The organism is Flavobacterium sp. CR10, from assembly GCF_055814415.1.
Genome location: NZ_CP185985.1, coordinates 2,354,195 through 2,367,647, shown reverse-complemented (window position 1 = coordinate 2,367,647; position 13,453 = coordinate 2,354,195). Strand labels below are relative to the sequence as shown.

12 protein-coding genes are annotated in these 13,453 nt (G+C 34.8%); 9 read left to right on the top strand and 3 right to left on the bottom strand.

What is annotated here, in order from left to right; translation table 11 throughout:
* Nucleotides 1-215 precede the first annotated feature (215 nt).
* Entirely contained in the window at nt 216-1,373 is a 1,158-nt protein-coding gene (locus ACNRYB_RS10525; RefSeq protein WP_473730017.1) for a Gfo/Idh/MocA family protein, read from the top strand.
* 193 nt (nt 1,374-1,566) lie between these two features.
* Here ACNRYB_RS10525 and ACNRYB_RS10520 read toward each other — a convergent pair whose 3' ends face one another.
* Nucleotides 1,567-4,476, bottom strand: coding sequence for an FAD-binding and (Fe-S)-binding domain-containing protein (locus ACNRYB_RS10520; RefSeq protein WP_473730016.1), 2,910 nt, complete (start codon nt 4,474-4,476; stop codon nt 1,567-1,569).
* 199 nt (nt 4,477-4,675) lie between these two features.
* Between ACNRYB_RS10520 and ACNRYB_RS10515 the strand changes: the two genes are divergently transcribed.
* On the top strand, nt 4,676-5,488 hold the full coding sequence (locus tag ACNRYB_RS10515; protein WP_473730015.1) for a mechanosensitive ion channel family protein: 813 nt from the start codon (nt 4,676-4,678) through the stop codon (nt 5,486-5,488).
* A gap of 322 nt (nt 5,489-5,810) precedes the next feature.
* Here the strand turns inward: ACNRYB_RS10515 and ACNRYB_RS10510 are convergent, their stop codons facing one another.
* Nucleotides 5,811-6,245 carry a DUF6896 domain-containing protein gene (locus tag ACNRYB_RS10510; RefSeq protein WP_473730014.1) on the bottom strand — a complete coding sequence of 145 codons (435 nt, stop codon included), beginning with the start codon at nt 6,243-6,245 and terminating at the stop codon, nt 5,811-5,813.
* Between the two features lie 70 nt (nt 6,246-6,315).
* Here ACNRYB_RS10510 and ACNRYB_RS10505 point away from each other — a divergent pair, with 70 nt between their 5' ends.
* Both ACNRYB_RS10505 and ACNRYB_RS10500 read left to right on the top strand, forming a co-directional pair.
* Nucleotides 6,316-7,212: a hypothetical protein gene (locus ACNRYB_RS10505; protein ID WP_473730013.1), complete on the top strand. Its 897-nt coding sequence runs from the start codon at nt 6,316-6,318 to the stop codon at nt 7,210-7,212.
* A gap of 146 nt (nt 7,213-7,358) precedes the next feature.
* A complete protein-coding gene (locus tag ACNRYB_RS10500; protein WP_129748836.1) occupies nt 7,359-7,592 on the top strand; it encodes a hypothetical protein in 234 nt (77 codons plus the stop codon).
* A 51-nt stretch (nt 7,593-7,643) separates the two neighbouring features.
* On the opposite strand, the gene ACNRYB_RS10495 is transcribed toward ACNRYB_RS10500, so the two are convergent.
* Nucleotides 7,644-7,955: a hypothetical protein gene (locus tag ACNRYB_RS10495; protein WP_129748837.1), complete on the bottom strand. Its 312-nt coding sequence runs from the start codon at nt 7,953-7,955 to the stop codon at nt 7,644-7,646.
* A gap of 176 nt (nt 7,956-8,131) precedes the next feature.
* On the opposite strand from ACNRYB_RS10495, the gene ACNRYB_RS10490 reads away from it, so the two are divergent.
* From ACNRYB_RS10490 to ACNRYB_RS10470, 5 genes are all read left to right on the top strand, one after another.
* Complete coding sequence (locus ACNRYB_RS10490; RefSeq protein WP_473730012.1) at nt 8,132-9,340, top strand: anhydro-N-acetylmuramic acid kinase; 1,209 nt, start codon at nt 8,132-8,134, stop codon at nt 9,338-9,340.
* 277 nt (nt 9,341-9,617) lie between these two features.
* Nucleotides 9,618-11,192: a glycoside hydrolase family 10-like protein gene (locus ACNRYB_RS10485; RefSeq protein WP_473730011.1), complete on the top strand. Its 1,575-nt coding sequence runs from the start codon at nt 9,618-9,620 to the stop codon at nt 11,190-11,192.
* A complete protein-coding gene (locus ACNRYB_RS10480; RefSeq protein WP_129748840.1) occupies nt 11,179-12,450 on the top strand; it encodes an MFS transporter in 1,272 nt (423 codons plus the stop codon). Before ACNRYB_RS10485 ends, ACNRYB_RS10480 begins: the two co-directional genes overlap by 14 nt.
* Before the next feature lie 21 nt (nt 12,451-12,471).
* Entirely contained in the window at nt 12,472-12,813 is a 342-nt protein-coding gene (locus tag ACNRYB_RS10475; protein ID WP_008462036.1) for a tetratricopeptide repeat protein, read from the top strand.
* A 189-nt stretch (nt 12,814-13,002) separates the two neighbouring features.
* Nucleotides 13,003-13,452, top strand: coding sequence for a GNAT family N-acetyltransferase (locus ACNRYB_RS10470; RefSeq protein ID WP_473730010.1), 450 nt, complete (start codon nt 13,003-13,005; stop codon nt 13,450-13,452).
* Nucleotide 13,453 lies beyond the last annotated feature (1 nt).

Sequence of the window (13,453 nt, the reverse complement as noted above, 5' to 3'; positions counted from 1 at the left end):
TTTCAAATATATAAAACGATTTTGTTTTTACAGGTGTTTTTTCTGCCACGAATTCACGAATTATTTTTTCAAATCTTTGTCTATAAATTTTCTCACGCTCCCGATAGCTATCGGGATTGCGCTCTTTGCGGTTAAATCTATTTCAATCACAAATGTAACATTTCCTCAAATCGGCTTACTAATTAAATAGTATTTAATTTTTAAAGAATCATTTTATGGAAAAAATAACAAGACGTTCTTTTGTAAATAAATTAGGACTTGGTGTTGGAGCTTCGGCTGTAATGATTACGCTTCCTTCTTTTCTAACCGAAACAGAAAAAACACATCAGCCTTATACTGGAAAAAAATTAAATATTGCTTTGTGCGGTTTAGGAAACTATGCTTCATTGCTATCTGAAGGACTTCAGGTCTCTGAATATTGCCAGCTTGCCGGAATAGTTACCGGAACACCATCAAAAGCTGAAACATGGAAAAAGAAGTATAACATTCCTGAAAAGAATATTTACAACTATGAAAATTTCGATTCAATCGTAAAAAATAAAGACATTGATTTAGTATACGTCGTTACTCCAAATGCACTGCATAAAGAATTTACTGTCCGCGCTGCAAAAGCTGGAAAACATGTTATTGTCGAAAAACCAATGGCCATTACCGCCGAAGAGTGTGAGGAAATGATAAAAGCTTGCAACGATAATAACGTACAATTGGCAATGGGTTATCGCTTGCATTACGAACCTAATCATCTAGAAATAAAACGATTGGGACAAGAAAAAGTTTTGGGACAGGTTCGCTATATTGAAACTGGTCTTGGCTATAGCACTTATGATGTTCGTGACATAAATAAACCTGTTGATTTAAACGCCCGCAATCAATGGAGACTGACTAAAAAATGGGCCGGCGGCGGTTGTTTAATCAATCTAGGAATTTATTGCATTCAGGTTTCGCGTTATGTTTTAGGCGAAGAACCAATTGCCGTTACTGCACAATTTGGACATGTCAATAACAAAAATATGTTTTCTCAAGTTGAGGAAAATATCACTTGGCAAATGGAATTTCCGAGCGGTGCTGTTGCTAATTGCAGCAGTTCATGTGGTTTTGGTATTGACCGTTTTTATGCCGCTGCCGATGAAGGTTTCTTTGAGATGAGTCCTGCAGTAAGTTATGGGCCTTTTGTAGGCAAAAGATCGGATGGAAAACCGTTTAATTTTCCGGTTATCAACCAACAACAAACCCAAATGGATGAGATTTCTAAAGTTATTTTAGCCAATAAAAAACTCCCAAATCATATTACAGGCGAAGAAGGAATTAAAGATGTTAGAATCATTAACGCCATTTATAAAGCTGCTGAAAGTGGAAAGAAGATTAAACTTTAATAATTTTCTGCCACAGTTTAAGGGAATTTTTTCTCTCATTTTATGTCATTTCGACGAAGGAGAAATCTCCGCAAGTAACTCCGCAACGAGAATCCAATCTTTGTAGAGCTTCTCGCGGAGATTTCTCCTTCGTCGAAATGACAAACTTTGTGAGTTTTACTAAATCTAAAATCTACAGTCTACAATCTAAAATTTAAAATTTAAGACAACTTCTCAAAATACTAACCGGATGCTGTGCTTCACGCTTCGTCCCATCATAAATTTGATGACGACAACTTGTTCCTGCTGCTGCGATTTTTACATTTTCCGCAGTATTACGCACTTTTGGAAAAAGCGTATCCTCGCCCATTTGCATACTCACTTGATAATGTTCTTTTTCATAACCAAAAGAACCCGCCATTCCGCAGCATCCCGAATTGTAAATCGTAACTGTATTATTTTTAGGCAGATTCAGCATTGCAAAAGTCGCTTCAACCGAACCCAAAGATTTCTGGTGGCAATGTCCGTGAATTTTAATTTCTTTGGTTTCTTCCGAAAATGAATCAGATGTTATTTTTCCGTCAATGATTTCTTTTTTGAAGAATTCTTCAATTGTAAATGCATTTCTAGATAACTTTTCTGCCGCCTCTTTATCATCTGCTAAACGAAGATATTCATCTCTAAAAGTCAAAATCGCAGAAGGTTCAATTCCAACCAAAGGCGCATTGGCTAAAACCAAATCTTTAAAAACATTTACGTTGTGATTAGCGATTTTCTTTGCTTCTTCCAGAAATCCTTTTGAAAGATACGTTCTTCCGCTTTCTTCATGATCTACAACCAAAACCTGATAACCCAATTTAGTCAACAATTCGAAAGCATCAATTCCGATATTTACGTCGTAATAATTCGTGAATTCATCCACAAACAAATACAATCTTCCATTCGGAAAATCAGTTGTTGCAGGTTTATTGTTTTGATACCATTTTCTAAAAGTCTTTTTAGCCAATAACGGAACTTGTCTTTCTGGCGCAATTCCCATTGTTTTTTTAACAAAAGATTGATTCGATATAAAATTCGTAATCGACGGGAATTTACTTCCCATTTTATTCAATTTGGCGTTGTTGGCAAAAATTTTATTTCTAGTCGAGAATCCGTTTGCTTTTTGATATTGATATAAAAATTCCGCTTTCAAAGTCGCAACGTCAACATTACTTGGGCACTCGCTAGCGCAGGCTTTACAACTTACACACAACTCAAAAACTTCGTATAATTCTTTCTGGTCAAATTTATTTTCTTTTTCAGAATACGTCAAATATTCTCTTAAAGCATTTGCTCTCGCACGAGTTGTTTCTTTCTCATTTCGAGTCGCACGATAACTCGGACACATCGCTCCTCCTGCCGATGGCATTTTTCTACAATCTCCAGAACCGTTACATTTTTCTGCTGCACGCAAAATTCCTAAACTGTCTGAAAAATCCTGAAACGTTTTAATGTCCGGTTCTACTCTGCCCGAAATTACACGATGATTTTCGTCCATTTTCAAGGCATTGACAATCTTTCCTATATTCAAAACCGAATTCGGATCAAATGCCAATTTTAACCTTTTTAGCAATTCATAATTTTTATCACCAATCATAAACGGAATAAATTCTCCGCGCACAATTCCGTCGCCGTGTTCACCGCTCAACGAACCTCTATATTTTTTCACCAAATGCGCTACTTCTGTCGCAATGGTTCTGAATAATTTTAAGTCAGATGTTTTCTTCAAATTCAAAACAGGACGCAAGTGCAATTCTCCCGCACCCGCATGTGCGTAATAAATCGCTTCTTGTCCGTGACGCAACATCATCGCCGAAAATTCTGCAATATATGCTGGCAAATCGCTTAATTCTACTGCGGTATCTTCAATAGAATCGGCTGCTTTGTCATCGCCCACAATACTTCCTAAAAGTCCAAGTCCGGCTTTTCTCAGTTCGTTGGCTTTGTCAATATCAGAACCAAATAATTTAACGCTGGCATATCCAAAATTATGTTTTTCTAAATCGGCAATTAAAGCGTTTGCTTGATTTTCGGCATCTTCTAAAGTGTGAGACGCTACTTCAAACAGCATAATCGCTTTTGGTTCTCCAACCAAAAAGAAACGGTTTTTAATATGTTCGCGATTTGTTTTGGTACAATCCAATATTGTGTCATCAATCATTTCGCAAGTGTACAAATGGTGTTTCATCGCCACGACAACAGATTCTAAAGATTCCTGAATGGTGTGATAATGCGCCACAACCATAATGCTGTGAGGTGGCGGCAAATCGTCCACTTTTAAAGTCACTTCAGTTGTGAAGGCTAAAGTTCCTTCGCTTCCGCAAAGCAGTTTTCCTAAATTGATTGTAGGTTCAGTTCCGCCAAATAATTCTGATTTTAGCAGAATATCAACAGCATAACCTGTATTTCGTCTGTGAATTTCTGGTTTCGGAAACTCTTTTATAATTTCTTCCTGATTTTCTTTTACCGAAAGTTCGTCGTAAACACTTTTGTAGATTTTATTTTCTAAAGAATCACCTTTGGTTTTCTCAATAAATTCTGCCGAAGTCAATTCACCAAAAGTCACTTCAGTTCCATCGCTCAAAATCGCTTTAACTTCCGCAATTTTATCACGCGTAACGCCGTAACGAATTGAAGTTGTTCCAGACGAATTATTTCCCACCATTCCGCCAATCATGGCACGATTTGAAGTTGATGTAATTGGTGCAAAGAAAACGCCGTGTGGTTTTAAATACAAATTCAGTTCATCGCGAATAACTCCAGGCTGAACCGTAACCGTTTTTTTCTCGGCATTATAACCTAATATCTTGGTAAAATGTTTCGAAACATCAACCACAAGTCCATCGCCAACGGCTTGTCCTGCGAGTGAAGTTCCTGCAGTTCTTGGCGTAATCGAAATATTATGTTCTGCCGCAAAACGAATTAACCTGCTAATGTCAGCCGTAGATTTAGGCAAAGCCACCGCATTTGGACGAATCCGATACACTGATGCATCTGTCGAATAAAGTGTTTTATGAAGATCATCGTATAAAAGTGTGCCTTCGAGTTCGCTGGCTAATTGCTCTAAATGAGATTGGGTCAACATGTTAAATGGTGCTTTTTCTTTAAAATAATTCCTCAAAAATTGAGACAACAAATATAAAGATATAGCAGTTTAAAATGTACAAAATGGCAATTTATCTAAACCTCAGCCTCGCATTTTTATAAAATTAAAGTCGAATTCTATAAACGCTCCCAATATCGAAATCGTAATTTTAAGAATTTACATTTTACGCCTTATTATCATGGAAAATTTCGTTCAGGACGTCTTTAAACATTTAGAAAACTATTATTACAGTATTGTCGATCTTACGCCAAAATTTATTCTGGCCGTTGTCGTAATTCTCGTTTCGTGGTTTATAGCAACGCGAATTGGCCTTTTCGCAGGAAACCGACTCAAAGCCAGAATGCACGACCGACTTCTAGCGACTTTTATTGCCCGTTTAATCAAATCGGTTCTGATTATTATTGGAGTTCTCTTCATGTTCAAAATTATTGGTCTTGACGGCGTTGCGCAAAGTATGCTTGCCGGTGCCGGAATCTCGGCTTTCGTTATTGGTTTTGCGCTTAAAGATATTGGCGAAAATTTCCTTGCCGGAATTCTGCTCGCTTTCAAACGTCCGTTTTCTATTGGCGATATTATCGAAAGTAATGGTGTAAAAGGCGAAGTCATCAACCTCAACCTGCGTGATACCGAAGTAAAAAGCGATTCTAAGATCATTTATATTCCGAACGCGCTTCTCATAAAAAACACTTTAATTAATTATAATAGCGAAGGTTTTCTACTCCAGACTTTCACAGTTGGACTAGAATATGGCTCTGATTATACACGCGCCATCGAACTCGTAAAAGAAGTTCTAGGCAACAGCGAAGAGGTAACCGAAAAAGACCACGAAAATGCCGCCGTAATTACCGATGTCGCCGCCGCAGGTGTTATTCAGCTCAATGTTCGTTATTGGGTCAAAACCGCATCAACGATTCAAAACTCAGAATGCCGTTCTAAAATTATTGCTGCTGTTTTGAAGAAGTTGAAAGAAAATGAGTTTGTGCTTAAATAAGGTACAAAGGCTCAAAGTTGCAAAGTGACAAAGGTTTTCTTTCTAAATCAATTGTCATCTTGAGCGATCTTATATCCATCGAAAAGGCTCATAAAAACATAAAAAACGATTATCATCCTGAGCGGAGTCGAAGGCTTATGGAAACAAAAACCTCTTCTTTTGGAATTTGGACTCGAGCGATAGCGAACAGGCGAAGCAATTTAAAAATTGGAATTTAGGTAAGAAGCTATTTCCTGCTGTCCGCTCTATCTTTTGTGGTGAACCCCACCACAAAAGGATGCCGCTTCCATCAGGGCTAGGGCACTTGGTTTCATTAGAAGATTTATTGAATAAAAAAAGACTCTTCTACAACTCTATAACATTTAAAGACACATCCAAAAGCTTTTCCTTCAATTCTTTCGAGAGTTAGCCATTCTAAAATTCCTTTAATTATAAATTGATAAAGTTCAAATTCGATATAATCTTCACTATAATTTAATTTTTGATATTCGGGATGAGTTCTAATAAGTTCTGTGAGATCCCATTGCGTGAAAGTAATTTCGTTTATTGAAATATCATAAGTATAAATAACACCATCTTTTTTAGCAGTACAGCCACTTCCATGAAAATAATATTCAATTCCGTCAATCGATCCTATTCTTTCAAAAAAGGTTCGAGAAAACGAACATGGATTTATGTCTTGTTTGTATTTATCTTTTAATAAAGCTTCGAAACTTCTGATAAATTTAATGTAGTCTGTTAAGATTTTTTCGATCATAATTAAAAACAAATATCCAAAACTTTTTATATTTAGCCTGACATTCTTTTAAAATAATTCCAAATATACAATGGCAACAGACGGCGTAAAAATAATCGATGGTGATTTAGCTCGAGATACTTACGAATCAATAATGGATTTATATGACAGCGACGCAACTATAGAAACCATTAAAAAAGAAGTTCCTTTTATTATAGAAGATTACGGCGACAATACCGATTTCTATCACGAAATATTTGTAACCTCTTATGCACTTGCTTTTTGGGAAATTGGTGAATTAACCGAAGAAATTCTTGAAGAAGTAAAGCGAGTAATTGAACTAAAAATTGGCGTAAAAATCTGGACCGAGGAATGCGATGCCAATGAAGGTAAAAAAAGACAAAAAGAACTTGATAAACTTTTAAAGAAGATAAGTCTGCCAAATTTAAAAATTAGGAAAAGAAAAAAATACAGGATTATTAAAAATCTATATTTTCAGCCAAATGATTTGTTAACTTTCCAACTTTCAGACAATAATTATTATGCTGTAATTTGTGCAAAAGTTACACAACAAAGGGGACAGTGTACATATGATTTAGCTACGACAACATACAAGGGCAAAAACAAACCAACCGTTGAAGATTTAAAATCTTGTTTCATTTCTGGCAGAAAAATTCCCTCATCTTATGATTGGAAAACTATTTTAGAACAACAGCCGAATGTAGATGAAATTTGGGAATATGCTAATCAAGATAATTTCTTATTTGGACTTTCCTATCGTTTAGTAACACACAGAGATATTATTTCTTTTAAAGATAAATTTGAAGTTGTTGGTAAACTTAAAATTAAAGAAAGTTTCAAAAAAGATGGAAGCTATGGTTATGAATCTTCTTTTGACAGATTTGAAAACATATTTTCTGATCTTGATAATCATATGAAAATATTTCGCGAAGAAAAATATCCTGTAACTTTACTTTGTGAATTCTAAAAACGTAATCTTTTTCTTATTTTACAGTATTTTTTGATATCTTTACAGTCCTAAACACAAAGAATAAACTAATATAAACTTGTCCAAAGAAGTGAAATAAGTAAATAATTGCACTTCCTAGGGTTATTATTCTAAAATTTAGGAATATGATTAACAACACTCTTTCCAAAGAAACCGAAATCAAACTTTTGAATTTCTTCAACGACAGAATCGATCCTGTTGAAATGGCTAAAACATTAAGGCAAGTAAATTTTACACTCGCTTTATGTGTTTTGAGCGAACATGAAACATTTCAAAGTGAAATCATCAAATTAAGAGACAGCTTTTACTGGCTCAATGAATTAGCTGAAACTTTAAATCCTTATTTGGAGTTGGAGTAGAATTTAAAATGAAGAACCTCGAGGTTTTAACTCGAGGTTTTTGTTTTTTATTTAGTAATAAACTTTCAAATCACCATTATTTCGCATAAAAATAAAAAACACCACAATTAAAAGAACACAAAAAACAAGAGATCCTGCTTTTAAAAATTTATTCATCTTGTTTAGAATCTCAAAAGTAAGTGCAAACAAATACAGAACAAGTCCGATAAAAAACAAAACAAAAGTTGAGACACCCATAAAAACAATTCCTTCACCTACTGGAGACTGAGCAAGTTTAAAAATCTCTCCTATAATGTAAAAGAAAAAATACACAAACCAAACCCAATACAAAAATTGAAAGAGATAAGTTAAAGTTGCTTTCATAAATATCTTTGCTTTATTCAAATACATTCCAAAGGAATTATAAAATAAAAGGAAAAACAATACAAATTTTAAATTTTCCTTTCAAAAACAAAAATCTCACAATTTTCTAAATTTATATCTGAAATAATCCCATTTTAGCGTTATCAATAAATGACTTCTAAAAAATCTCATTTTAAATGAATAAAAATATAAAAGCTCTCTACGAAATTGCTCAAAAAGAGACTCGAAAAATATTAGGTTTAATGTCAGGAACTTCTCTTGATGGACTCGATTTGGCGCTTTGCGAAGTTTCGGGAGAAGGCGGAAATACAATTGTTAAAATCCAAGAATTTGAAACCGTTGATTACAACGACGATATTAAAACCGAAATAAGAAAGGTATTTGCTCAGAAAACAATCGATTTTCAGCATTTGGTTTTATTAAACGAATGGATTGCAAACCTGCACTCAGGAATGATAAACGATTGTCTTTCTAAATGGAATATTCCTGCAAGCGAAGTTGATTTGATTGCTTCGCACGGACAAACGGTTTTACACGCGCCAAAGTTTTTACATCAGCAGGAAAAATTTCCAAATGCCACTTTGCAAATTGGCGATGGCGATCATATTGCGGTAAAAACAGGAATTATCACATTGTCTGATTTCAGACAAAAACACGTTGCAGCTGGTGGCGAAGGCGCGCCTTTGGCGGTTTACGGAGATTATTTGTTATTCAGCAAAAAAGGCGAAAACCGAATTATGCTCAACATGGGCGGAATCGCCAATTTTACTTATTTACCCGCTTCTCAAAATGCTGAAGAAGTTTTTGTAACCGATACGGGAACAGCCAATACTTTAATCGATATTTTCACCAAACAATTTTTCCCTGAAAAAAGTTTCGATAAAGATGCTGAAATTGCTAAAAAGGGAACGGTAAATAATTCACTTTTAAGCGAACTAAAAAGCAATGCTTTTTTCAAACAAAGTTTTCCTAAAACCATTGGTCAGGAATTGTTTAATCATGAATTTGTGAATTCGGCTTTGGTAAAATTAGGATTACAGAATATTTCGGCACCAGATTTGCTGGCCACTTTAACACGCTTGAGCGCAGAAACAATTGCCGAAGCGGTTTTGTTTGTTGTAGAAAATACTAAAACGCCAATCGGAGAGTTTACAGTTTATATGTCTGGCGGTGGCGCGAGAAATCCGTTAATGGTGAAGTGGTTGCAGGAATTATTGTCTTGTAAATTTGAAAAAAGCGACGTTCTAGGAATTTCAGGCGATGCAAAAGAAGCAGTTTTGTTTGCCGTTTTGGCCAATGAAACTATTTCTGGAGGCAATTACAATTTCGGAAACAGCAAAGGAATTCCATCGGTAACAATGGGAAAGATTTCGTTTCCTGATTAAAAAAGATAGCCACGAATTCACGAATTTATTTATAATCAATGCGAAATAAGTACGGTTAATTACACGGATTATACTGATTGGATTATTTTCAATCATTTAAAAAAAATAATTTGTGACTCGAGCGACAGCGAACAGGCGAAGCAATGCTTAGCGGAAAAATACACAATTCTAAAAAAACAATTCGTGGCAGAAAAACACGCAATCATTAAAAAAAATAATTCGTGAATTCGTGGCGGAAAAAAACTATTTTTGGTTCTTGTTAAAATAAACATTTGAAATGCATAAAAATCAGCACTTACTATACTCTATCCTACTTTTATTTTTCTTTGGATTGAAATCATTTTCACAGGAAAAAATAACGCATCCTAAAAATGAATTTAGAGGAGTCTGGATTGCTACTGTAGTAAACATTGACTGGCCAAAAACAAGCACAGACAATGTAGAGAAAGAAAAAGCTGATTATCTTGAAATTTTAGAAGCTTACAAAAAACTAAATTATAATGCTGTAATCGTCCAAATTAGAAGCGTTGGAGATGCTATTTATCCTTCAGAATTTGCGCCTTGGTCAAGATTTCTGACAGGAAAAGAAGGTTTGGCTCCAAATCCGTATTACGATACTTTAGCTTGGATGATTGAGCAGGCTCACAACCGCGGATTCGAATTTCACGCTTGGCTAAATCCTTATCGCGCGACTTTCGATTTAAACAAAAATCTTTTAAGTCAAAATCATGATCTTTTTAAACATCCAGAATGGATGATTGAATATGGCGGAAAATATTATTATGATCCTGCTTTGCCAGAAGTTCAGGCGCATTTAACAAAAGTGGTAAAAGAAGTTGTTGACAAATATGATATCGACGCGATTCATTTTGATGACTATTTTTATCCGTATGCTGTTCCAGGAAAAGTTTTTAATGATGCGGCTTCATACAAAAAATATGGTGCAGGTTTAAGCCTTGCAGATTGGCGCCGTGCAAATGTGAGCAACTTTGTGCATTCAATTTCGGTAACTATAAAAGAAAGTAAACCGTGGGTTCAATTCGGAATTAGTCCGTTTGGAGTTTGGCGAAACAAATCTCAAGACCCAAAGGGTTCTGAAACACAATCTACTTCTAATTACGATGATTTATATGCAGATCCAATGTTGTGGATGGACCAAAACTGGATCGATTATATCTTGCCTCAATTATATTGGAGCATGAACAATACAAGAGCTTCTTATTCTAAGTTGGTAAAATGGTGGTCTGAAAACGCTAATCCAAATACTGCCATTTACATCGGCCATGCTTCATACAAAATTAGAGGCGACGGTGATAAAAGCTGGAATTATATGACCGAAATTCCAACTCAAATTGATTTCCTAAGAACCTTTAAAAATGTTTCTGGAAGTGCTTACTTCAGTTCAAAATGGTTTATGGGCAAAAACTTTGATGTGGTTCGCCATTTAGAAGAAAATCAATATAAATATCCTGCACTCCCTGCAGCGGTTCCAAATTTAAAACATGTTATTATCGATACTCCAAAAGTTTTGGAATATAGTAAAGACAGCATTAAATATAATTTCACATTCCAAAGTCCGCTAAATACAAAAGTTCGTTATATGGTGGTTTATGGAGGCGAACATATTTCGAAAATCGACATTAACGATGCGACAAAAATCATTGAAAAAGTTACCATAAAAGAAGTTGACGGCAAAATCAATTTTGCTATTGCCGCCGGCAAACTAAATCTTTACAAAGCCTGTGCGGTAACTTTTATTGATTATTATGCCAACGAAAGCACACCAACAGCTATAGACCTCAAAAAACCATTTAAAAACTATACACCAAATCAACCTAATGAAAACAGATAATAAACCTTGGTTCTGGATTCCGCTTCTTAATTTTGCATCTGGATTACCGTATGCCATAATTATTTCGGTTTCGGTAATTATGTACAAAAATCTAGGAATTTCAAATGAAGACATCGGAGTTTATACCAGTTTATTATATCTTCCCTGGGTTGTAAAACCGCTTTGGAGTCCGCTTATTGAATTGATCGGAACCAAAAGAAAATGGTTTTTATTGATGCAGTTAATAATTTCGATTTCCTTTTTGCTGGTCGGATTTGTAATTCCAACAAATGGATTTTTCATCATGTCTTTAGCCATATTTTGGGTTGCCGCTTTCGCTTCGGCATCTAACGATATTGCTACTGATGGCTTTTATTTATTGGTTTTGCCAGAAGACAAACAGTCTTTCTTTATCGGAATCAGAAGCACTTTCTACAGACTTTCAATGCTCGCAGGAAACGGATTGGTGGTTCTTTTTGCTGGATATTTAGAACATAAATTTGGAGACAATACAAAAGCTTGGTCGTATACCATGATTTGCGTTGGTTTATTGATGACATTTATTACCGCTTACAATTTTATTTTTACACCAAAAAATGAAATCAATGTTGTAGAGAGCAGTAAAGAAACATCACATCAAAACTTTGGAACCATATTTATCAATTTCTTCAAGAAAAAACAAATCGGATTAATTCTTGCCTTTGTTTTAGTTTTCAGATTAGGAGAATCGCAATTGCTAAAAATGTTAAGCCCTTTTTTATTAGATTCTAAAGAACTTGGAGGAATGGGATTAGACACCGAAGCCGTTGGAATTATTTACGGAACATTTGGAGTTGCCGCATTGACTCTGGGCGGAATTCTAGGAGGAATTGCCATTTCTAGACATGGCCTTACCAAATGGATGTTTCCAATGTTTTTAGCGATGCATTTGCCAATTATTGGTTTTATTCTATTAGCATTTTTTCACCCAACATCAATTTATTACATTTATATCGTCGTTATTTTAGAACAATTTGGTTATGGTTTTGGTTTTACGGCATTTATGATGTATTTAATCCATGTTGCCGAAGGAGAATCAAAAACGGCACATTATGCATTGGCAACAGGATTTATGGCAATGGGAATGATGCTGCCAGGAATGTTAAGTGGCTACATTCAAAAATATTTAGGCTACGGAAACTTCTTTATTTGGGTTTTAATAGCTACAATTCCAGGTCTTATTTTATCACGTTTTTTAATATTCCCAAAAGATTTTGGGAAGAAATCAGAAGAAGTTTAATCCCAAATCAAACTTTAACCTATGGAAATCAATGAGAATTTGCAGAACGAACGAAATCTAAAAGGATCAGAGTTCGAAAAAAACGGAAATCTTGAAAAAGCGATTGAGTTGTATGAAGAAAATGTTGCAGAAGGCTTTAAAGGAAATCATCCTTACGATCGATTAGCAACGATCTACAAAAACGAAAACGATCTGGACAATGAAATCCGGGTTTTAGAAAAAGCTATTGTGGTTTACGAAATCATCACAATTGAAGACCGATTGGAAGGATTGCCAAAACTTTTCCGTTTTAAAAACCGATTAGAAAAAGCTCTTGAAACTAAAAAACAATTGGCTAAACAAAAGAAAGCAAAGTTAAAATAATTTTTACCATTAAGACATTAAGTAATTTAAGCCAAGCTTTATGAACTTTCTTGTTGAAAAGAAGAAAATAAATTAAAACTAAAGTGCTAAGCTTAATTTTCTTTTATCTCGAATAGATTAAGCAATTAAGCCATAGCTTTTGAACTTAATGCCTTAATGGTAAAAACAAGATACCTAAATTTATTTGACATGGCTACTTTAAAACCTACGAATTCAGACGATATCGATTTTGTAAATCTGGTTGTTTTATTAGATCAAGATTTAGCAATTCGAGATGGCGAAGATCATGCGTTTTACAATCAGTTTAATAAAACCGATAAAATAAAACACACAATCGTGTATTATGAAAACGGAATTCCAGTTGGTTGTGGCGCTTTTCGCGAAAAAGAACCAGATACGACAGAAATTAAACGAATGTACGTTCATCCCGATCATAGAAAAAAAGGAATCGCTTCTGCCATTTTAGCAGCACTTGAAATCTGGGCAAAAGAAGTAGGTTATACTTATACTATTTTAGAAACGGGAAAAAATCAGCCAGAAGCGATTAACTTATATCAAAAATTAAATTATACCATAATTCCCAATTATCCGCCTTACGAAAAAATGGATAATAGTGTTTGCATGAAAAAGACTTTATAAT

Bases quoted from the DNA above. Each gene is read 5' to 3' on its own strand.
- ACNRYB_RS10520 (WP_473730016.1), bottom strand. From the start codon at position 4,476: ATGTTGACCCAATCTCATTTAGAGCAATTAGCCAGCGAACTCGAAGGC.
- ACNRYB_RS10505 (WP_473730013.1), top strand. From the start codon at position 6,316: ATGGCAACAGACGGCGTAAAAATAATCGATGGTGATTTAGCTCGAGAT.
- ACNRYB_RS10490 (WP_473730012.1), top strand. From the start codon at position 8,132: ATGAATAAAAATATAAAAGCTCTCTACGAAATTGCTCAAAAAGAGACT.
- ACNRYB_RS10510 (WP_473730014.1), bottom strand. From the start codon at position 6,245: ATGATCGAAAAAATCTTAACAGACTACATTAAATTTATCAGAAGTTTC.
- ACNRYB_RS10475 (WP_008462036.1), top strand. From the start codon at position 12,472: ATGGAAATCAATGAGAATTTGCAGAACGAACGAAATCTAAAAGGATCA.
- ACNRYB_RS10480 (WP_129748840.1), top strand. From the start codon at position 11,179: ATGAAAACAGATAATAAACCTTGGTTCTGGATTCCGCTTCTTAATTTT.
- ACNRYB_RS10515 (WP_473730015.1), top strand. From the start codon at position 4,676: ATGGAAAATTTCGTTCAGGACGTCTTTAAACATTTAGAAAACTATTAT.
- ACNRYB_RS10470 (WP_473730010.1), top strand. From the start codon at position 13,003: ATGGCTACTTTAAAACCTACGAATTCAGACGATATCGATTTTGTAAAT.
- ACNRYB_RS10485 (WP_473730011.1), top strand. From the start codon at position 9,618: ATGCATAAAAATCAGCACTTACTATACTCTATCCTACTTTTATTTTTC.
- ACNRYB_RS10500 (WP_129748836.1), top strand. From the start codon at position 7,359: ATGATTAACAACACTCTTTCCAAAGAAACCGAAATCAAACTTTTGAAT.
- ACNRYB_RS10495 (WP_129748837.1), bottom strand. From the start codon at position 7,955: ATGAAAGCAACTTTAACTTATCTCTTTCAATTTTTGTATTGGGTTTGG.
- ACNRYB_RS10525 (WP_473730017.1), top strand. From the start codon at position 216: ATGGAAAAAATAACAAGACGTTCTTTTGTAAATAAATTAGGACTTGGT.